22 protein-coding genes are annotated in these 17,956 nt (G+C 62.1%); 11 read left to right on the top strand and 11 right to left on the bottom strand.

Annotation, left to right across the window (positions count from 1 at the left end; all coding sequences use genetic code 11):
* Position 1: 1 nt before the first annotated feature.
* Positions 2 to 2,065, bottom strand: coding sequence for a PrkA family serine protein kinase (locus F7R90_RS05850; protein WP_158056322.1), 2,064 nt, complete (start codon positions 2,063 to 2,065; stop codon positions 2 to 4).
* A 576-nt stretch (positions 2,066 to 2,641) separates the two neighbouring features.
* Between F7R90_RS05850 and F7R90_RS05855 the strand changes: the two genes are divergently transcribed.
* Positions 2,642 to 3,034 (top strand): DUF5820 family protein, encoded by a 393-nt coding sequence (locus F7R90_RS05855; RefSeq protein WP_158056323.1) that lies wholly within the window; start codon positions 2,642 to 2,644, stop codon positions 3,032 to 3,034.
* A gap of 66 nt (positions 3,035 to 3,100) precedes the next feature.
* Positions 3,101 to 3,550 carry a UPF0179 family protein gene (locus tag F7R90_RS05860; protein WP_158056324.1) on the top strand — a complete coding sequence of 150 codons (450 nt, stop codon included), beginning with the start codon at positions 3,101 to 3,103 and terminating at the stop codon, positions 3,548 to 3,550.
* A 5-nt stretch (positions 3,551 to 3,555) separates the two neighbouring features.
* Here F7R90_RS05860 and F7R90_RS05865 read toward each other — a convergent pair whose 3' ends face one another.
* A complete protein-coding gene (locus F7R90_RS05865) occupies positions 3,556 to 5,340 on the bottom strand; it encodes a M3 family oligoendopeptidase (protein WP_158056325.1) in 1,785 nt (594 codons plus the stop codon).
* Between the two features lie 233 nt (positions 5,341 to 5,573).
* On the opposite strand from F7R90_RS05865, the gene F7R90_RS05870 reads away from it, so the two are divergent.
* Complete coding sequence (locus F7R90_RS05870; protein ID WP_158056326.1) at positions 5,574 to 6,299, top strand: ribosome assembly factor SBDS; 726 nt, start codon at positions 5,574 to 5,576, stop codon at positions 6,297 to 6,299.
* 61 nt (positions 6,300 to 6,360) lie between these two features.
* A complete protein-coding gene (locus F7R90_RS05875; RefSeq protein ID WP_158056327.1) occupies positions 6,361 to 7,335 on the top strand; it encodes a hypothetical protein in 975 nt (324 codons plus the stop codon).
* Here the strand turns inward: F7R90_RS05875 and gvpM are convergent.
* The 8 genes from gvpM to F7R90_RS05915 are packed head-to-tail and all read right to left on the bottom strand — an operon-like array spanning position 7,332 to position 11,413.
* Complete coding sequence (gene gvpM, locus F7R90_RS05880) at positions 7,332 to 7,664, bottom strand: gas vesicle protein GvpM (protein ID WP_158056328.1); 333 nt, start codon at positions 7,662 to 7,664, stop codon at positions 7,332 to 7,334. The genes F7R90_RS05875 and gvpM overlap by 4 nt on opposite strands.
* A 19-nt stretch (positions 7,665 to 7,683) precedes the next feature.
* A complete protein-coding gene (gene gvpL, locus F7R90_RS05885; RefSeq protein WP_192498414.1) occupies positions 7,684 to 8,439 on the bottom strand; it encodes a gas vesicle protein GvpL in 756 nt (251 codons plus the stop codon).
* Entirely contained in the window at positions 8,436 to 8,759 is a 324-nt protein-coding gene (gvpK, locus tag F7R90_RS05890; RefSeq protein WP_158056329.1) for a gas vesicle protein GvpK, read from the bottom strand. The genes gvpL and gvpK overlap by 4 nt, the downstream gene beginning before the upstream one ends.
* A complete protein-coding gene (gene gvpJ / locus F7R90_RS05895) occupies positions 8,756 to 9,091 on the bottom strand; it encodes a gas vesicle protein GvpJ (RefSeq protein WP_158056330.1) in 336 nt (111 codons plus the stop codon). The genes gvpK and gvpJ overlap by 4 nt, the downstream gene beginning before the upstream one ends.
* Positions 9,084 to 9,998 carry a hypothetical protein gene (locus tag F7R90_RS05900; protein WP_158056331.1) on the bottom strand — a complete coding sequence of 305 codons (915 nt, stop codon included), beginning with the start codon at positions 9,996 to 9,998 and terminating at the stop codon, positions 9,084 to 9,086. Before F7R90_RS05900 ends, gvpJ begins: the two co-directional genes overlap by 8 nt.
* The gene (gene gvpH, locus F7R90_RS05905) at positions 9,995 to 10,510 is read right to left on the bottom strand and encodes a gas vesicle protein GvpH (RefSeq protein WP_192498415.1); all 516 of its coding nucleotides are present in this window, start codon (positions 10,508 to 10,510) and stop codon (positions 9,995 to 9,997) included. Before gvpH ends, F7R90_RS05900 begins: the two co-directional genes overlap by 4 nt.
* Positions 10,510 to 10,764, bottom strand: a complete 255-nt coding sequence (gvpG, locus tag F7R90_RS05910) for a gas vesicle protein GvpG (RefSeq protein ID WP_158056333.1) — start codon at positions 10,762 to 10,764, stop codon at positions 10,510 to 10,512. Before gvpG ends, gvpH begins: the two co-directional genes overlap by 1 nt.
* Position 10,765: 1 nt before the next feature.
* On the bottom strand, positions 10,766 to 11,413 hold the full coding sequence (locus tag F7R90_RS05915; RefSeq protein WP_158056334.1) for a GvpL/GvpF family gas vesicle protein: 648 nt from the start codon (positions 11,411 to 11,413) through the stop codon (positions 10,766 to 10,768).
* A gap of 171 nt (positions 11,414 to 11,584) precedes the next feature.
* On the opposite strand from F7R90_RS05915, the gene gvpA reads away from it, so the two are divergent.
* From gvpA to gvpO, 3 genes are read left to right on the top strand one after another with little or no spacing between them, the layout of a single operon-like run.
* Entirely contained in the window at positions 11,585 to 11,842 is a 258-nt protein-coding gene (gvpA, locus tag F7R90_RS05920) for a gas vesicle protein GvpA (protein WP_158056335.1), read from the top strand.
* Between the two features lie 9 nt (positions 11,843 to 11,851).
* The gene (gene gvpN / locus F7R90_RS05925; protein WP_158056336.1) at positions 11,852 to 12,853 is read left to right on the top strand and encodes a gas vesicle protein GvpN; all 1,002 of its coding nucleotides are present in this window, start codon (positions 11,852 to 11,854) and stop codon (positions 12,851 to 12,853) included.
* 17 nt (positions 12,854 to 12,870) lie between these two features.
* On the top strand, positions 12,871 to 13,407 hold the full coding sequence (gvpO, locus tag F7R90_RS05930; protein ID WP_192498416.1) for a gas vesicle protein GvpO: 537 nt from the start codon (positions 12,871 to 12,873) through the stop codon (positions 13,405 to 13,407).
* Here the strand turns inward: gvpO and F7R90_RS05935 are convergent, their stop codons facing one another.
* A complete protein-coding gene (locus F7R90_RS05935; protein ID WP_158056338.1) occupies positions 13,408 to 13,728 on the bottom strand; it encodes an FUN14 domain-containing protein in 321 nt (106 codons plus the stop codon). It lies immediately after the preceding gene.
* A gap of 643 nt (positions 13,729 to 14,371) precedes the next feature.
* Between F7R90_RS05935 and F7R90_RS05940 the strand changes: the two genes are divergently transcribed.
* The 4 genes from F7R90_RS05940 to F7R90_RS05955 all read left to right on the top strand — a co-directional run bounded on the left by F7R90_RS05940 (position 14,372) and on the right by F7R90_RS05955 (position 17,916).
* Positions 14,372 to 14,728: a DUF2209 family protein gene (locus F7R90_RS05940; protein ID WP_158056339.1), complete on the top strand. Its 357-nt coding sequence runs from the start codon at positions 14,372 to 14,374 to the stop codon at positions 14,726 to 14,728.
* Entirely contained in the window at positions 14,725 to 16,026 is a 1,302-nt protein-coding gene (hflX, locus tag F7R90_RS05945; RefSeq protein ID WP_158056340.1) for a GTPase HflX, read from the top strand. Before F7R90_RS05940 ends, hflX begins: the two co-directional genes overlap by 4 nt.
* Positions 16,027 to 16,091: 65 nt before the next feature.
* Entirely contained in the window at positions 16,092 to 17,018 is a 927-nt protein-coding gene (locus F7R90_RS05950) for an ABC transporter ATP-binding protein (protein WP_158056341.1), read from the top strand.
* Positions 17,019 to 17,055: 37 nt separating this feature from the next.
* Complete coding sequence (locus F7R90_RS05955; RefSeq protein ID WP_158056342.1) at positions 17,056 to 17,916, top strand: ABC transporter permease subunit; 861 nt, start codon at positions 17,056 to 17,058, stop codon at positions 17,914 to 17,916.
* The last annotated feature ends 40 nt before the right edge of the window (positions 17,917 to 17,956 follow it).

The following is a 17,956-nucleotide window of genomic DNA, read 5'->3' on the forward strand; positions in this document are numbered from 1 at the left end:
GTTAGTCCTCCATCTCCGCGCGAGCGACCTCGGCTCCGGCGAATTCGAGCACCTCCTTGGCACCCTCGCGCGAGTAGCCTTGGTCGATGAGCGCGTCTATCCAGGCGTTCTGTTCGTCGTCGTCCATCTCGTTGGCCGACACCAGTGCGCTGAAGTTGATGTTGTGTTTCTTGTCTTCCCAGAGCTTGCGTTCCAGCGCGCGGCGCAGGCGCTCGTTGTCCTGCGGGTCGAACGGCGACCCTTCGCGGGCGCGTCGCGAGACCCAGTTCGACACTTCCTGACGGAAGTCGTTCTTCCGGTCGCGCGGGATGTCCAACTTCTCCTCGACGGCGCGAAGGAAACTCTCGTCGGGTTCCTGTTCGCGGCCGGTCAACTCGTCTTCGACGGTGTCGTCGTCGATGTAGGCCATCACGTGGTCCATGTACTTCTCGCCTTGGCGCTGAATCTCCTCGATGTCGTAGGCGAGCGCGTGGCGCACGTCCTCGATAGCCCGGTCTTTGTACTCTTCACGGACCATTTCGAGGTAGCGGTAGTACGTCTCGAAGTTCTCCTCCGGAATGGAGCCGTGATTTTCGAGGTTGCCCTCGAAGTGGTTGAACACCGACAGCGGACTCAGGAAGCCTCTGTCTCTGTGCGTGGAGTTCATGATGGCTTCGGCGATTTCGTCGCCGATGAACCGGGCAGAGACGCCTTCCATGCCTTCGCCGATGTCGGCCTTCTCCTCGCCCTCTTCGCGGAGTTTCTTCGTGTCCACGTCGTCAACGTCCTCGGTCTCGCCGTTGTACGCCTTGACCTTCTGCATCAAATCGACCGTCTCGGTGTCGGGTTCTTCGATGCGGGTCAGCACTCCAAAGAGACCAGCCATCTCCAAGGTGTGTGGTTCGATGTGCACGTCCGGCACGTCGGCGTTCCCGAGCATCTTCCGGTAGATGTCTGATTCCTCGTCGTATTCGAGGACGTACGGGAAGTCGATGCGTTTCGTGCGGTCGTTGAACGCCTCCATCTTCTCGTCGCCCTTCTTGTCCCGGTACTCGGGCATGTTCGTCCGGCCGACGATGACCTGGTCGATGTCGATTCGCGGGTTGTTCTTCGGTTTGATAGTCTGTTCCTGCGTAGCGTGGAGGAAGTCGTACAAGAACTCCCGTTGCAACTTGAGCAGTTCTTCACCACTGAAGATACCGCGGTTCGCGTTACAGAACGCACCCGAGTAGTCGAAGGCTCTGGGGTCTGATTCCCCGTAAATCGCGATCTTGCTATAATTGACGTCCCCCGTAAGCTCCGTCTCGTCTTGGTTCTTCTTGTCTTTCGGCTCGAACGTCTCGACCGCTTGGCGCTTGTTCTCGTCTGCGGTCAGGCGAATGACCTCGACGTGGTTCTCCAACACCTGCTGGAGGTCGTCGTCGTAGTGCGCCAGCAACTCGTCCATGTAGAACTCCGAGGCGGGGTCGAGTGACTGCTCGTTGCGGATGGAGTAGGGCGCGTCGAGACGCTCGTTCAGGTCGTCGATGACGCGTTGGCGCTGCTCGATTGGAAGGAGGACCAGCGGGTCTTGGTTCATCGGCGACCGCACGGTGTCGTCCGCGGGGTCTTGGTCGTGGATGACGTCACAGAGGTTCGTCCAGCGGAACGTGTACAGTCGCCCCTCGTCGCGGAGGGTGTAGTCCTCGAAGTACTTCCGCACTTGGCGGTCGAAGTCGGACTTACCCGACCCGACCGGACCGAGGAGGAGTTTGATACGCTTCTCCGGGCCGAGTCCGCGCGCACCCGACTTCACCTTGTTCACGAACTCGTGGATGGCGCGGTGAATCTCGCGGCCGTAGAAGGTGTTCTCTCCGTCGTGGAGGGGGTCCTCCGAGGCGAGGCGGTACTCGACGACGCCAGCGTCTTCGTCGTACTCCGTCCCGTAGTAGTCGAACATGTCTGCGACCCGCTGGTGGGCGTTGCGGGTTATCTTCGGGTCGTCGTACACCGCGTCGAGATACCAGTCGAACGACTTGGTCTCCCGGAGGTCTTCGGGCATCGATTCTTGGTAGCGTTGACTGAGTTCTTCCAGTGTTTCCGTCATTGTATCACGTGTTGGTTTCGTGGGAGAGGCGCGAGTAGTCGAGTCCAGAGAACGCAGACAGTAGCGCCGTTGACCCGGCACTGCAGGCCGGAGTTATTGGTAGGGAGGAATCCACATAGCTTTGACGGCCCGCACGACCGCTCCTTGCGGGTCCACCGCTCTTCATGGAGCGGTGTCGTGCCGCCACCCCAATCGATACTCCCAACCCTGCGCTGTCGCAGGGCAATCGGTTGCTTGCATGTCATGTGCGTGCCATACCCCACACTCCGTTCACGGCGACGACACGACGACGAGCAACTTGACAGGCGAGCGTGACGGTTTGGTATGTGTGGACATGTACCGTGTGGGTGACTACCACCGATACTGTTTAGTAGATAGTATGCGGAAATATATAACTGTTGGCCCGATTCACACACCACTTCCGATAACGTAAGGCCCGAAGGGACCCACAACTGTGATGGGTGACGGGGGTCACTCGTGCGCGGGTTTCTAATAGGGGGTTCGGTATATAATGGGTTTAAATACAGTCGGACGGCTATCGGCACGCCCTTACCGTCGGGTCGCTGAGGGGACAACGTGAGCGACAACGAACTCCCCGAGGGGTGGACCGTCTGGAACGACGAATCGGAGGGTCGCCGAATCCTCGCGTACCGCCCGGACGTGTTCGACGGCGGGCAGTTCCCCGCGCCGTGTATGCCGACTATTTACGTCGCGCCCGGTGCGCCGAATCGACCACCGGCGGAATCGGAAGTCGGGACGCCGACGGTCTGGCGCGTGGAGTTCTTTCTCGAACCGGACGTGCAACTGACCAGTCCACAGACCTTCGACACCCGCGACGAAGCACTCGACGGCGCACGCGAACTGGCGGACGAGTTCGCCGCGGGCGAACTCGACTTCCGCGGCGCGTATCAGGTCCCACGCGAGGAGTACTTAGACGAGTTGGACGAGTTGACGGGGCGTGCCGACTAGCGTGGCGAGGACCTGTCCGATCTCCGCGCCGAGAGTCTTAACCGAGCGGGTTCCGTAGCCCTCAGCATGTCCACCATCACGCTCGTCGGCACCCGCCTCGCCCGCGCAGGTGAGGAGTTCGTCTACCGGGGCGAGTCCGCCGCCTGTGAAGGCTGTCCGTATCGGAGTCAGTGTCTCAACTTGGACGAAGGGGTCCGCTATCGAATCTCGGACGTACGCGACAACGCACAGACCTTAGAGTGCAACGTCCACGACGAGGGCGTCTCTGCCGTCGAAGTCGAACCGGTCGGAATGAAGGCTAACGTGCCCGCGAAGAATGCATACGCCGGGAGCAAGTCGAGTCTGGCGGGTCCCTGCCCCCACACGGAGTGTCCGAGTCACGAGTTCTGCGAACCGACGGGCGTCGAGTTCGACGACGACTACCAAATCGCCGAGATTCTGGGCGAACCGCCCCACGACTACTGCATGCTCGACCGCGACCTGACGCTGGTGGAGTTCGCGTCGAAAGACGAGTAGCGCGCTCAGTCGAACTCGGCTAGATAGCCTGCGAACGTCTCTGCCGCTCGCTCGTAGGGAGCCGAACTCGTCACGTCGATGCCGACGGTCTCGAACTGCGCGAGGAGGTTTTTACTGCCAGTGTTTCGGAGGAAGTCGTGGTACTGTTCAGGCGAGAGGCTTCCCTCTCGGAGTCTGTCGCGGACGACCAGCGCGCCAGTCGCGCCTAACACGTACTGGAAGCTACAGTAGGGCACGCGCGTCCCCCACCCGAGCCAGTTCCGGCCCGCACGGTCGTCGTAGTCCACTTCCGGCCGAAACTCTCCCAACAGTTCTGCGTAGGTGTTCCGGATGCGTTCCGCGGAGAGGTCGTCACTCTCTTCGACGACTCCCGCGAGTCGGTGGACGAACGTCGAGTACATCGCGGCGTTGTAGAAGTTTCCGCCGAGCAAACTGAGCAGTCGGTTCTCGGCGTAGTCTGCGAGCGCACCGCCCTCCCGCATCCAGTGTTCGACCAGCAGAATCTCGTGGAGAATCGACGGAATCTCGCAGATTGCGTGCGGGCAGGTCGCGTCTCTGGTCGGTTTCTCACTGTGGTACGAGACGTTGAGTGCGTGACCGAGTTCGTGGCAGACGTAGGACGCGGTACGCACGTCCTCGCGGTAGTTCGCCAACACGAACGCGCCATCCGCCGAAGACGAGGGGCAGTACGCCGGGATGTCCGTGCGCTTGTTCTGCGTGGGATACACGTCGATGCGCCGCTCCTCGAAGAAGTCGCTGGTCCGACTCACGTAGTCGTCACCGAGGGGTGCGAGCGCGTCGAGGATGTCCAATTTCGCCTCCTCGTACGGAATCTCTGGCTCCGGGGCGTCCGCGATTGAGACGTTGAGGTCCCACGGTTGGAGGGACTCGACGCCGAGTCGCTCGCATCGAATCTCCTGTGCGCGGTGGTACGGCCCGAGATTCGCTTGCACCGCACTCAACATCGCCTCGTGGACCTCGCCGGGGAAACTCGGTTCGAGACCGTTCTCGGGGTAGGTGTCACGGAAGTCGCGGTCTCGGACGGAGTCGTATCCCCGAACGTCCGCCTCCGTTTCTGCGGCGGCAAGCTTCTCCGCGAACGCCCGCGAGAGGACGTGTTCGAATCGGTCGAACTCGCCGCGATAGGCTTCGTACACCCGCCGCCGATACTCTCGATTCGAGTGGGTTATCTCCTCGCGGTAACTGCCGTATCCGAGTTCGACCGTCTCACCATCGGGGCGTTCGACGCTCGGTGGGTCGAAGTCCTCGTTTCGGACTGCTTCGATGATTCTAGTCGGAGCGGAACGAACCTCGCCGTGGGCCGCGATGGCGTCCTCGGCGTCTGGTGACCGCACTCGCTCGGCTTGCGCTCGGAGATGCTCGGCGTATCGTCGGTAGTCGTTCAATTCGGCGACGTAGGCGTCGAGACGGTCGTCGTCGGTCTCCCGGAGGCAACGGCGAACGCCCGAGACGACAGGTTCGAACTCCGATTCGAGCTCTCGAAACTGTCGAAGTAAGTCGTCGGCCCGTTCTTCGTCAGTGTTGACGTTCTCGTAGAGCGTTGCGTACAGGTTCAATCGCTGTTTTCGGCGATAGCACGACTCGGTCTGTTCGAGGAGCGTGCGGAGGGACGCTGGTGAATCGAGCGACCGGTCTGCGCGCGACTGTAGCTTGGAGAGGTCTCCTCGGAGCGTCTGCGCGCTGTTTTCCCATTCGGCAGGTGTCTCGAAGATGTGAGTCAGGTCGAATCGATACTCGGGGTCGATAGCTTCTCTTGCTGGTAAACTCATGACTGTCGGTGTGATAGGTAGTCGAACGGCTAGACTGCGACGTAACTGACCGAAGGCGTACCGGTCGGGAGAGAAGTTAGCGGGTCATCGGTCGCCTGCTCTTGGGTCGAATATCATACTACACCGACAAAATTCTTGCCCCGTCGAACGAGTCGGCGGTGTGTCTGTCTGGCGTCGCCATCGGGCGGTGAGGGTCCAATACTTCTTTTACGTGGAAGGGTCTACCGTACTGTATGATACCACTCGATGAGGCAGTGACCGCACGCCTGGAATCCCACGGCGAGCGGTTCGAGGTACTCGTAGACCCGGACGCCGCGCTCGCGATGAAGCGCGGCGAGTTCGAGGGCGAACTGGAAGACGTCATCGCGGCCGAGGACGTCTTCGAGAACGCGAGTCGCGGCGACCGACCCGCGGAAGCAGACCTCGAAGAGGTGTTCGGCACGACGGACCCGCTCGAAATCATCCCGGAGGTCATCGATCGCGGGGAGATACAGATTACCGCCGAACAGCGCAAGGAGATGCAGGAGAAGAAGCACAAACAGCTCATCAACCGCATCGCGCGCAACGCGGTCAACCCGCAGATGGACAACGCGCCCCACCCGCCGGACCGCATCGAGAGTGCGCTCGAAGAGACGGACTTCCGCATCGACCCGATGGTTCCGGTCGAAAATCAGGTGGACGAAGCACTCGAAGCACTCCGGCCGGTCATCCCGATTCGATTCGAGGAGGTCACTATCGCGGTGCAGGTGCCCGCCGACTACGCCGGGAGCGCCCAAGCGAGAATTCGGCAGTTCGGCGAACTCGAACGCGAAGAGTGGCAGAACGACGGGTCGTGGGTCGGCGTGCTGACGTTCCCCGCGGGGCTTCAGAACGACTTCTACGACCTCGTGAACGAACACACGAGCGGCGAGGCCGAGACCCGAATCGTCAAAGACGAAGACGACCTGAAGACCCGCTAAGGCGGGGGTGTTTTCGTTTCGGGCCATAGCCACTTTTGTGGGTGCTGTCGTGTTCGACGTTATGAACGAAGAGTCGGACGAGAGTCGTCGCCTTCTGAAGTGGGTTCTTCTAGAAGGGAACAGATTCGTCATCGCGGGGGGAATCGCTGTCGGCGTCGCCGTTCTCGTCTACGCACTCACCGTCGCGAACGTCATCACCGTCGGACCGAAGAGTAACGTGCGGTCGCTCCTGTCGAGCGGTATCGCGTCCGGACTGCTGACGCTCGTTACCGTCGCGCTCTCTATCAACCAACTTCTCCTCTCGCGGGTGTTCGGGTCACCAAAGGAGTTCTCGGACCGCATCGACGGGACGAGCGATTTCCGAGCGCGAGTCGCCGACGCGGCCGACAAACCGATGCCGGAGAACCACCCGACGGACTTCCTGCTGAAGATGATGCGGGCGCTCCACGAGCGAAGCGAGGCCTTCGAAGAGGAACTCGACGACGCACCCGAGGAAGTGGTCGATTTCGCGGACCACATACTCGCGTACGCCGACTCGGTCATCGAGACCATCGAGAGCGACACTCGTGCTGGAAAGTCGAGTACGATGGACGTGATGACCTCCATCCTCGGGCCGGAGTACGCCCATGGCTTGTCTACGATTCCGCACCTCCAAGACCGCCACGGGTCGGACCTTTCCGAACAGGCGAGCGACGAACTCGAACGCGTCCTCGAACTGCTGAAGGGCGTCGCTATCTTCCGACAGTTCCTCAAGACGATGGCGATTCAACAGGACCTCGCACGCCTCTCACGGCTCATTGCGTACTCGGGGATTGCCGCAGTCGTGACGACGTTCGTCCTGTCGATGGTGTACGGGGCGAGTTCGACTGCGATGCTCAGCGCCTCGCTTCTTCCGCCGGTCATCAGTATCGGCCTCGGAATCATCGTCGTTCCGCTCGCGTTGCTGGTCTCCTACATTCTGCGAGTCGCGACGATTTCACGATACACCGTCTCGGCGGGGTCGTTCGTCCCGCCGGAAGAGCAGTTCGAGAACTAGGGGTCGCGTTCTTCCGACACTGCTCCGCGCTCGGTCGTCTCTGGCTCTCCGCGGCGACGTTCTCGACTCGCTCGTTCTCCGGTCCTGTCGAGTCCCACGCAGTCGGACCGCTCCGCCTCGCGTCCGCTCGCTCGAATCTCTTCGTCCCACGCTTCGAAGAAGCCGTACTCCCGCATCGTCGCCATCCCCGCGATGGCCGCACGGAGGTTTATTCCCACCAGTGGCACGTCTGCGACGGTGAGTATCACGTCTGCTTGCAGGAGCGCGCCCTCCGCTAGGAGCGCGTCGAGCAGGTCCACGACGGCGTGGTCGTCTTTCTGCGGTTTCACGTTCGACTCACCTCCCCGCTCATAGTTCGGGAGCGAACGAGTAGGGCGGCCACGGTCCCGTAAATTTGACTTCGATGCCGTCGCGGGCCGCCACGGGGTCTAGTTCGTCGCCGATAGCCGTCTCGTCGTCTTCGTGGGCGAGCAGAGAGAACGACGCGACTTCGTCGGGGTCGGTCGCCTGCTCGAACTCGCTGGAGAGCGGTTCGAGGCGCTCGCGGGCGTCCGCGGCAATCTCGTCGTCTCTGGCTCTGTGGAGGTCGGTCTCACGGCGCGCTCGCTGTTTTTCGAGCAGGAAGGCCGTACCGTCGTCCGCGTTCTCGATTTCCGCGTCGAGTTCGGCCAGTCGCTCGTCTTCGAGTTCGGGGTCGTCGGTGCGGGTGATTTCGACGCGGTACTCCCAGTGGCCCGCGAACTCCGTGAGGTACGCTTCGAGGTCCTCGCGCGACTCGTCTAACCACCCCCTGACCGCTTCGTCGTCGCCGGTCAGTATCGTGTCGAACCGGAACGGTAGCGGCGTCCCGAACTGCTCGCCGACCGAGTCCACGACGGCCTGGTGGTCTAGCAACCACTCCCGAACGCGTTCCATGTCGTCCGCGTCGTACAGCGACTCGCAGTGGTGGACGACCGCCGCGAGACCGTCGGAGTGGACGAGGTACACTGGTTCGTCTTCGACCCCGTCCGCCTCGAACTCCGCTTGGTCGTCGCTTCTCACGACGCAGTAGAGGTAGCGTCCAGTCTCGAAGTCGGTCGACTTGTCGGAACGGCCCAGACTCATCGCTGTCCCTCCGTTCGTGGCTCTTCGTCTATCCGCTCGATAGCGTCGTGGACGAGTCCGTCGAGTTGCCCCCGAAGGTCTTCGACGTCGCCGTCGATGCCCTCGCGTTCTTTCAGGCCTTCCAACTCCGCTTCCAACTGGGCTAACTGACGGCCCAGTCGCTCCACGTCCTCGTCGGTCAGCGTGTCACGTTCCATTCGACGGACGGCCTCGCGTTCGAGTGCATCGACCAGCAGATCGACGACGGTCACGACGAGCGCGGTCAGCCCCGAACTCGCGTCCCCGTCCTCGCCGTCGCCGTCCAGTTCGATCGTCGTCATCGGTGTCCCGCCTCCTCGTCGTTCTCCTCGCTCTCTCCCTCGCTCGCGGCCGCCTCGATTTCGAGTTCGTCCAGTTCTGGCCGGTCGCTCTCGATTTCCTCCACTCCCGCGGCCCGTTCGACGCGCTCCATGTCGGTGCCGTCGGGGAACTCCATGCCGTACTTCGCCGCCGTCTCGAACGACGCGACGGCCGCCCGGAGTTTCACGCCGAGGAGTTCGGTCTCGCCGACCGTCACCGCGATGTCGGCGTTGATGACCACGCCCTTGTCCAAGAGGAGTTCGAGCATGTCCGCGAGGTCGCTCTGCCGTCTGGTCGGTCGCGTCTCATCCATCGTCGCGTTCCTCCTCGAATCGGGTCCCGTAAATTCGGCGTTTGTTCGGAGCAGTCGAATAGCGCGTCTCCCGTGGTACCGTCGAGTGACGTGTTCCGTGCCCAACGTCCGACCGTCCACCGCTCGGCATCGTCGAGTGTGCGGTCGGGTTGCGCGAATTGACGCCGCTGTCCTGACTGCTCGTTCGCTCGCGATTCTCCTCGCGCAGTGCTTTCAACTTCTCGTGGGCGCCCAAGAGGGCTTCCCGAAACTCCTCGACGCCGTCCATCATCTTCGACTGGATGGCGTTCTCCATCGACTCCGGGTCGAAGTCCGAGGAACCGGACGCGTCTGGCGACCAATCGACACTCGGAGCGAGCGAGTCGTCCGCGTCGTCCACGGCGTCTCCGTCCTCTTCGCCGTTGTCTACCACGTCCTCCAACTCGTTCTCGAACTCGCGCTTCTGCTTCCAGAACGCTCGCACGTCAGCGGCGTCCCACAACTCTGTTAGTTTGACGACTTTCAGCAATTTGCGAAGTTTCACCGCATCTCCCGGATTCCCCGACGAAATAGCGTCGGGGAGTTCGCCCTCCTCGATAACCTCGTGCAGTTCGCTCGGTTCGACTGCCTCCGGAAGGTCCGAGAGGTCCACGGTCTGAGCGATATCCTCGGCTTCGTCGGCGACCTCCCAGAGGTCGTGGACGTATTCGGCGGCTTCGGAGACCGACGCTTCGTCCTCAACTTGCTCGCGGAGGTCGGCGAGGTCCGACTCTGGGTCTTCGACGTACTCCTGTAACCCGTCGATGGATTCTTCGGCGCGCGTGACGAGTTCGTCTACGCGCTCGGTGACGCCAGAGTCGTCGTCTTTCGGGGATTCCGGCGTCGTCTCGCTCTCTTCGGTCTCTTCGGCGTCAGAATCGTCGCTCACGCTCGCTCGTCCTCCCGGTCGAGTCGAACCTCCAAGACACCGTTTCGAAGCGTGCTCTGCTCTGCCGTCGGGTCCGACCACGGGACGGTGACGCGCTCGACGACCCGTCCCTCGACTGCCACGACGAGTGTCTCACGCTCGTCGTCGAACCCGACGGTCAGTTCGTCTTCTTCGACGCCCGGAAGGTCGGCGGTCACGACGAACACGTCGTCTTCTCGTCGCGCCGTGACGTGATAGCGTTCGTTCGTCCGTCGCTTTCGCCGCTTGACCGACCCGCGAGTTCGACGTTTCGTCCGGTCGTCCGGAGCAGCGCCGACGCTCACGCCGTAATCGAGGGTCGTTCTGTCACTTTCGACGCGCCCCTTCTTCTCTCCCTCGACGGCGTCGTCCAGCACACGCAGGAGGTCCGTGAACGCGCGGAATCCGTCACGGAGACCGAAGGCCGATTTACCTCGGTCGGAAGGAGTCGTTTCGTCGTGCGGTTCGTGCGGGTCGTCGGGAGCGTGGCTCACTATCGTTTCACCTCTATCTTACCGCTCGTCAGTTCCTCGTGGACGCGTTCTGCGAACTCGAGTTCCTCGCGTAGTCTCTCGTCTCGTCGTTCGTACTCCGCTTCGCTCAACTCGCCGAGTTCGTACAGCAGTCTGTTCTCCTTGATGTTGTCTTTGATAGCCGCCGTGTCGTACTGCTCGTCCAGCGCCATCGTGTGCAGCACGTCGAGCAGACCGACGAAGGGCCGGACGAGCAGGTCATCGAGTACGAACATATCACTGTCTCGCGCCGATGTGGATGTCTACGAAGTTGTAGGGTGCCCACGGCCCAGTGTACTGTACCATCGCGTCACCGTCCAGTTCGTCTTCGAGGTCGGCGACCGCCTCGTCGAACTCCGTGCGCCGGTCACGCTCGACGAGGTAGGCCTCGTTGGCGAGCAGTCGGTCGCTGAACTGGTCGTTCTCGACGCGATTGACGCTCGGCTCTTCGAGGTGGTCGTCGATTACTTCTCTGACGGTCGATTCGGCTATCGACACGTCCTCCTCGTTGACGACCTTCACGCCGAGTTCGACGGTACCGGACACGTCTCGGAGCGCCTTCGTGAACGAGTGGCGGGTTCCTCTGAGGACGTTCTTCAGCGTCCGCGCGCTCTCGAACGCCATCCCGAACTGCATGGGAACGACGGTCGGTTCGTCCTCGTGCTCGAGGGCGGCCCGAAGCACGTCGTCGTGTGCCTGTGCGTTCTCGTCGGTCTGCTCGGGGTCGGTCGTGTCTATCTCCGACACCAGTGCCGAGAGGTTCCGAAACGAGACGGTCGTGACGTGCTCCGCGCCACCGACCCCATCGACATCTAACTCCAGTTCCGACTCGTCGGTTTCGTCGCTCTCGTAGACGCCGTAGACGTAGAGATTCGTTCCTGACACAGTCGTGCCTCGCTCCTATTCGATACGACGCGACACCATATAAGGGAAAGCCAGTATTAATCATGCCCGTAAAAAGGGGAAACGTCTATTTTCGGGCTTTTGAGGGCTTCTACTGCACTAACGGCCTCAAGATTATTACGTGCTCGACCTGTAGGTTGATAGGCTACTACAATGGCAACCAGACAGCAACCGAACGCGTCGAGTCTCGCGGAAGTTCTCGACCGGATCCTCGACAAAGGTGTCGTCGTGGACGTATGGGCGCGGATATCTGTGGTCGGCATCGAGTTGCTGACAGTCGAAGCGCGCGTCGTCGCCGCGTCTGTCGATACGTTCCTGCACTACGCAGAGGAGATAGCGAAGATAGAGCAAGCCAGTGCCTCCGGGGACATCGACGACCTCGAAGAGTTAGAGGTCGAAACGGAGGCGTAACTGACTTCGATGAGTGATTCCGGTCGCAAACGAAAGGTTCGCGGGACGAAGATACGGTCAGACCGCGAACAGAAGGAGACCCGAAACGTCGCCGAGGAGACGAGCGCCGAAACTGCGGCGAAAATTGGTGACCGAATGTCCCGGAGCGACGACGCTCCGTCACCCGACGTTGGCGGCGAACCGTTCGTGGAAACGGACGAGATAGCTCGCTACCGGGAACGGGTCCAGCGTTGGCTCGCGGCCGAGGAACCGGTTCACCTCGTCGGCCCGTCCGGGTGTGGGAAGACGGCGCTCGCACTCGAAGTCGCGCGTAATCGTGACCGACCGGTCGTCTGGATGAACGGCGACGCGGACCTCGACACCGAAGACCTCGTTGGCGCGTACGCGGGCAAGGAATCGTACACCGAACGTGACGGCTTCGTCAGCGACGTAGTGAAGAAAAAGGAGGTCGTCCGCGACCGATGGGTCGATAACCCGCTGACCGTCGCGGTACGAGAAGGTGCGACACTCGTCTACAACGAGTTCTCGCGGTCGAAACCCGCGGCGAACAACGTCCTGTTGTCGGTATTCGAGGAGGGCGTCCTCGAACTTCCGGGCCAACGCGGTGAAGACCGACAGGTCGAAGCCCACCCCGATTTTCGGACGATACTCACCTCGAACTCTGCGGAGTACGCGGGTGTCCACGAACCGCAGGACGCCCTGCTCGACCGTCTCGTCGCCGTCCATCTCGGTCGGTACAGCCCCGAGACCGAGACGGAAATCGTCGCGGCCCACACCGAACTGCCTCGCGAGCGAGTCGAGACGGTCGTGGAGGCGATGTGCGAACTCCGAGAGGACGACGAGATACCCGTCCCAGTCAGCATCCGCGCGACTATCACTGCCGCGAAGGGTCTCGACGCGTTTCCCGACGACGAATCGCTAGGCGACCTCTGTGCGGACGTGCTCGCCGCACACGCCACTACTACCGACGACGCAGCGTCGCTGCGCGATCAAATTACCGACCTGCTATGACGAACGGAGATACCACTATGGCCGATGCTGAAGACGGCTACGACGAGTTGGAAGACGTTCCCGGGGTCGGACCTGAAACTGCCGAGGCGCTGCGAGCGGCGGGTTTCGAGTCCGTCGAAGACCTCCGAACGGCGAGCGTCGAGGAACTCACCGACGCCGACGGTGTCGGCGAGGCGCGCGCTTCGGAACTGACAGACGAACTCCGACAGAAGGGACCTGACGATGTCGGAACCGACGGCGGCGTCACAGCGGACGTGTCGGCGACCGAAGCGACCCTTGACGAGGACGATTCCGGTGAATCGTTCGGACTCCTCGACGCTCGCGACACCGTCGAAGAAGTCGCTGACGCGCTCATCGACGACCCGCTCGACAGCATCATCGAACTCGAACGCGGAGACGACGGCTGGTTCGCCGTCGTAGAAGTGGTAGAACGAAGTGCGGTACCCGACACCCAAGACATCCTCGGTCGGTACGAAATCGACCTCGATACGTCGGGGTCGGTGACGGCCTATCGGTTGACGGACCGATACCGGCGGGGAGAAGTCTCGGGGTGACTATCCTTTCTTGAAGCCGACGAGGAAGCCGCCGGTGAACCCGGCCCCGATGGAGAGCGTAGAGAGAATGGTCATCATCCACGACGGCGGAGTGCCGTTCTGGGCCGATTCACCTATCTTGAGCATCCCAGCGGTCAACTTCTCCCAATCGACGGTGAGGATGCCGCGCGATTCGAGGAACTTGAACAGAGCCAACTCGATGCCGACGAGGACGGCGATGAGCTTCGCTACCTTCTTCGCCGCGAAGCCCATGATACCGCCGATGAGGGCACCCGAGCCGAATTCAAGCCCGAGTTGTTGAGGGTCAATGGGCGATGGCATAGAATTAACCGTACGTTGAAGCGTTAAGTACTTTCTGCAACCTTTTCCTGCGGGGTGGTCGCCACGGCGACCACCCGCTGGCAAAACGTTGATGAAAATCACCGGAAGACAAACCGCGTCTTCCGAGCCTTCCTTCACATCCGCTCAGGAAAACACGTCGTCACCGCTTACGGAGCGCGCAGAGCGCGCTCCTTCGACGGTTCCTCGGACGCGCTCGCTCGGTGCGGCGCGAGAAGCGCGCCTCCTTCGCTTCCGGTACAATCACTTGTACTCGACCGCAGGTGGAACGTGTCGTCTGCTGATAGTGCGTCCCTTATCGACTGTCGAAACTAGACCTAATTTCGCTCGGCCGAACTCCTGCGGTTGGATACTGTAATCTACCGCGAGCGAAGCGAGCGCGGGCGACGAACCCTCGAACGAGCGAGTGCGAGGCGGCGTAGCCGTCTCGCCGAGCGAGTGAGGGGGTGAGGAAGGCTTTTCATCAACGTTTTGCCAGTGGGCGGGCGCAGAGCGCCCGCCCCGCAGCAAAAGGTTGGGGGTAATGATAAAAACCCGGAGAGCGTACGGGCGCGTATGGGCATGGGTACGGTACTCGTGAGCGTGCGAATCGAGGTGCAGGTCCGGCGAGGCTGACGTCGTCGGCGTGGACATCAGTGGTCGCCACGAGGAGGCAGGTGAGTATCTGATGGTTGCCGCGGCCGTCCACGCCACGGTCGGCACGGCACGTCTCCAGAGCGTCGTGGGGATGGGCTTTGCTACCAGTCGCAACGAACCGACACTCGAACGGACCACGGCAGTCGTCGCGGAGGCGACGGACGAACTTCCCAACCCGCCAGACGGTCCCATCGTCGCCGAACGCGGCGAGTTTTACGAAGAACCAGAGTGGGAAGTCGAACAGTTCCTCGGCCACGATTTCAAGTACGTCGAGAGCATAGCCGAACGCGAGACAGTGCAAGCCGCACACCACGCAGCGTACGCCGCCCGAAAACTGCTCCTATGAAAGCGATAATCGTCAAACGAGTCGATTCAGGCACACCAGACACCGAAGAGATACAGGACCTCGCCCGCGCCGCAGGCTACGAAATCGTCGGCGAGTACACCCAGTCGCGCAAGGAAGACGCCGCCTTGCAGGTCGGAGAGGGGAAAGCCGACGAAATCGCCGCCGCAGCCGTCGAGTCGGGTGCTGGAATCGTCATCTTCGACAACGAACTCGGTCCGTACCAGACGTACAACCTCGGTCAGAAATTCCCCGAAGGGACGCGGGTCATCGACCGATTCCGGCTGATTCTCGAAATCTTCGGTCAGCGTGCACAGACGAGGAAGGCGCAACTACAGGTCGAACTCGCCGAACTGCGGTACGAACTGCCGCGTGCGGAGGCGAAGACGAGTCTCGCCAAGCGCGACGAGCGCCCTGGGTTCATGGGTCTCGGTGAGTACGACGAGAGCCGCGAACAGGACATCAAAGACCAGATTTCCAATATCAAGGACGAACTCGACAACATCGCTCTCACGGAGGCGAATCGCCGGGACCGACGCCGCGAGTCTGGCTTCGACCTCGTGGCGATGGCTGGCTACACGAACGCCGGGAAATCGACGCTGATGCAGAGTCTCGCGGCAGACCTCGAACTCGGCCAGAACGACGAGTTGCACCCGGACCTCGACAAGACGGCCGAAGCGCAGGACCGCCTCTTTACGACGCTCGGCACGACGACTCGCAAGATGGACATGGAGCGCCGCGACGTCCTCTTGACCGATACAGTCGGGTTCATCAGCGACCTGCCGCACTGGCTGGTCGAGTCGTTCCAATCGACGCTGGATGCGGTGTACTACGCCGACCTCGTCTTGCTCGTCGTGGACGTGAGCGAACCCATCGAAGAGATTCGAGACAAACTCGTCACCTGTCACGACACGCTCTACGAGCGCAACGAGGCACCCATCGTCACGGTGCTGAACAAGATAGACGCCGTCAGCGACGACGAACTCGCCGAGAAACAGGAGGCACTCTCCGCGCTCGCACCGAACCCACTCGCCGTCAGCGGCAAGGAGCAACTGAACTTGGAGGGCCTTCGGGCACGCATCGACGACGAACTCCCCGACTGGCAGCGCGAGCGACTGGTCCTCCCGATGACGGAAGACACCATGAGCGTCGTCTCGTGGCTCCACGACCACGCCCGAGTGGGCGACGTGAACTACGCCAACGACGAGGTCGTCGTGGACTTCGAAGCGCGACCATCTATCGTCCAACAGTCACGTGCGAAGGCGGGCGAACTGGCGGATGCAGACGCACCGTCGCCGTAATTCTTCACGTTCGCCGTCTGTAACTGTCGCGTAGCTATAATTAGGAGAACGGCGTAGCTACCGGTATGGGGGTAATCGAAACCGAGGGGTTGACGAAACGCTTCGGGCAGGACGTACTCGCGGTGAACTCGCTGGACCTCACCGTCGAGGAGGGCGAAGTGTTCGGCTTCCTCGGGCCGAACGGCGCGGGAAAGTCCACGACCATCGACATGTTGTTGGACTACGTCCGGCCGACGAGCGGTACCGCACGCGTCTTGGGCTACGACGCACAGGAGGAGCCGACCGAGATCCACCAGCGCATCGGCATCCTGCCAGACGGCTACGGGCTGTACGACCGACTGTCGGGGCGCAAGCACGTCGAGTTCATGCGGGATTCGAAGGGCGTCGAGGACGACCCAGCCGAAATTCTCGAACTGGTAGGTCTCGACGCCGACGATGCAGACAGAGCCGTCGGCGGGTATTCGAAAGGGATGGCCCAGCGTCTCGTCCTCGGAATGGCGCTGGTCGGCGACCCCGACTTGCTCATTCTGGACGAGCCATCGACGGGGCTCGACCCGAACGGCGCGCGAGAGATTCGGCGCATCGTCCGCGAACTCGCGGCGTCGGGGACGACCATCTTCTTCTCTAGCCACATCCTCGGGCAAGTCGAGGCAGTCTGCGACAGGGTCGCCATCCTGAACGACGGCCAACTGGTCGCCGTCGATACAATCGACGGACTGCGCGACTCGATAGGCACCGGTTCGACCATCGAACTCACAGTGGACAGGGTTCCGGCAGACTTCGAGACGCTCACAATCGAGGGTGTCGATGGTATCACCGTCGAAGACAGCGTGGTCCGAGCGACGTGTCTCGACCCGGCGGCGAAAATCGCGGTCATCGACCGGGTTCGGGAGGCGGGCGCGACCGTCCGGGACATCGAGACCAGAGAGTCCTCGCTGGAGGAGTTGTTCACGACGTACACGCTGGAGGAACCACAGGAGGTGCAGGCATGACGCAAGTGCCCTGTCCAGCGACGCAGGAGGTGCGGCGATGAGTTGGGCCGTCGTCGCCCGCAAGGACTTCGAGGACGCCGTGCGCTCGCGGATGCTGTGGGGAATCGTCGCGCTCTTCGCGGGTCTCATCGCGCTCTCGGTCTTCGTCCCGAGTCTGCTCTCGGACGACCTTTCGGTAATCACGGGATACGGCGTCGCCACCGAGTTCGCGAAGACGCTCGTGCCGATTACGGCGCTGGTGGCGGCGTACCTCGCCATCGCGGGCGAACGCGAGTCCGGTAGCATCAAGATTCTGCTGGGCGCGCCCCACTCGCGGTCGGACGTGACCCTCGGCAAGTTGGTCGGTCGCTCGGGCGTCGTCGTTGTCGGCGTCGTCGCCGGATTCCTCGTCGCCGGAGCGGTCGGCGCGCTCGTCTACGGCGAACTCCCAGTAATCAAGTTCCTCTCTGTGACTGCGCTCACTGCACTGCTCGGCGTCGCGTTCGTCGGTATCGCGGTCGGCATCTCCGCGGCGACGAGTACCCGCTCGCGGGCGATGGCGCTGGCCATCGGCGTCTTCTTCGTCTTCGCGCTCCTGTGGGACCTAGTCTCGCTCGGGTTGACGTACCTCCGAACTGGGAGCCTGCCGGTGCCGGGTGCGACGGTTCCGGCGTGGCAGTTGCTGGTCGAGCGACTCAACCCCTCGGCCGCGTTCGGGCAACTCGTCAACTCGGTGCTGGAGGCAGGTTCGAACGCCGCCACCGGCCAAGCAGGAGGACAGGCAGGCGGAATAGCGGCACAGGTCTCGGGACCGGTTCCGTTCTACCTCCAAGACTGGTTCATGTTCGTCCTCCTCGCCGCGTGGGTCGTCGTGCCGGTCGTTCTCGGCCACCTCCGGTTCCAGCGTACCGACCTCTGAGCGGTCGCTCAAGCGGTCCGCTAATCGGCCGGCTTTTGTT

Origin of the sequence: Halorussus halophilus (assembly GCF_008831545.1) — an archaeon.
Lineage (GTDB): Archaea > Halobacteriota > Halobacteria > Halobacteriales > Haladaptataceae > Halorussus > Halorussus halophilus.

Excerpts from the sequence above, each read along its gene's own strand:
- F7R90_RS05850 (WP_158056322.1), bottom strand. The coding sequence starts at position 2,065 with ATGACGGAAACACTGGAAGAACTCAGTCAACGCTACCAAGAATCGATG.
- F7R90_RS05860 (WP_158056324.1), top strand. The coding sequence starts at position 3,101 with ATGTCCACCATCACGCTCGTCGGCACCCGCCTCGCCCGCGCAGGTGAG.
- F7R90_RS05865 (WP_158056325.1), bottom strand. The coding sequence starts at position 5,340 with ATGAGTTTACCAGCAAGAGAAGCTATCGACCCCGAGTATCGATTCGAC.
- F7R90_RS05870 (WP_158056326.1), top strand. The coding sequence starts at position 5,574 with ATGATACCACTCGATGAGGCAGTGACCGCACGCCTGGAATCCCACGGC.
- F7R90_RS05875 (WP_158056327.1), top strand. The coding sequence starts at position 6,361 with ATGAACGAAGAGTCGGACGAGAGTCGTCGCCTTCTGAAGTGGGTTCTT.
- gvpL (WP_192498414.1), bottom strand. The coding sequence starts at position 8,439 with ATGAGTCTGGGCCGTTCCGACAAGTCGACCGACTTCGAGACTGGACGC.
- gvpK (WP_158056329.1), bottom strand. The coding sequence starts at position 8,759 with ATGACGACGATCGAACTGGACGGCGACGGCGAGGACGGGGACGCGAGT.
- gvpJ (WP_158056330.1), bottom strand. The coding sequence starts at position 9,091 with ATGGATGAGACGCGACCGACCAGACGGCAGAGCGACCTCGCGGACATG.
- gvpG (WP_158056333.1), bottom strand. The coding sequence starts at position 10,764 with ATGTTCGTACTCGATGACCTGCTCGTCCGGCCCTTCGTCGGTCTGCTC.
- gvpA (WP_158056335.1), top strand. The coding sequence starts at position 11,585 with ATGGCAACCAGACAGCAACCGAACGCGTCGAGTCTCGCGGAAGTTCTC.
- gvpN (WP_158056336.1), top strand. The coding sequence starts at position 11,852 with ATGAGTGATTCCGGTCGCAAACGAAAGGTTCGCGGGACGAAGATACGG.
- gvpO (WP_192498416.1), top strand. The coding sequence starts at position 12,871 with ATGGCCGATGCTGAAGACGGCTACGACGAGTTGGAAGACGTTCCCGGG.
- F7R90_RS05935 (WP_158056338.1), bottom strand. The coding sequence starts at position 13,728 with ATGCCATCGCCCATTGACCCTCAACAACTCGGGCTTGAATTCGGCTCG.
- hflX (WP_158056340.1), top strand. The coding sequence starts at position 14,725 with ATGAAAGCGATAATCGTCAAACGAGTCGATTCAGGCACACCAGACACC.
- F7R90_RS05950 (WP_158056341.1), top strand. The coding sequence starts at position 16,092 with ATGGGGGTAATCGAAACCGAGGGGTTGACGAAACGCTTCGGGCAGGAC.
- F7R90_RS05955 (WP_158056342.1), top strand. The coding sequence starts at position 17,056 with ATGAGTTGGGCCGTCGTCGCCCGCAAGGACTTCGAGGACGCCGTGCGC.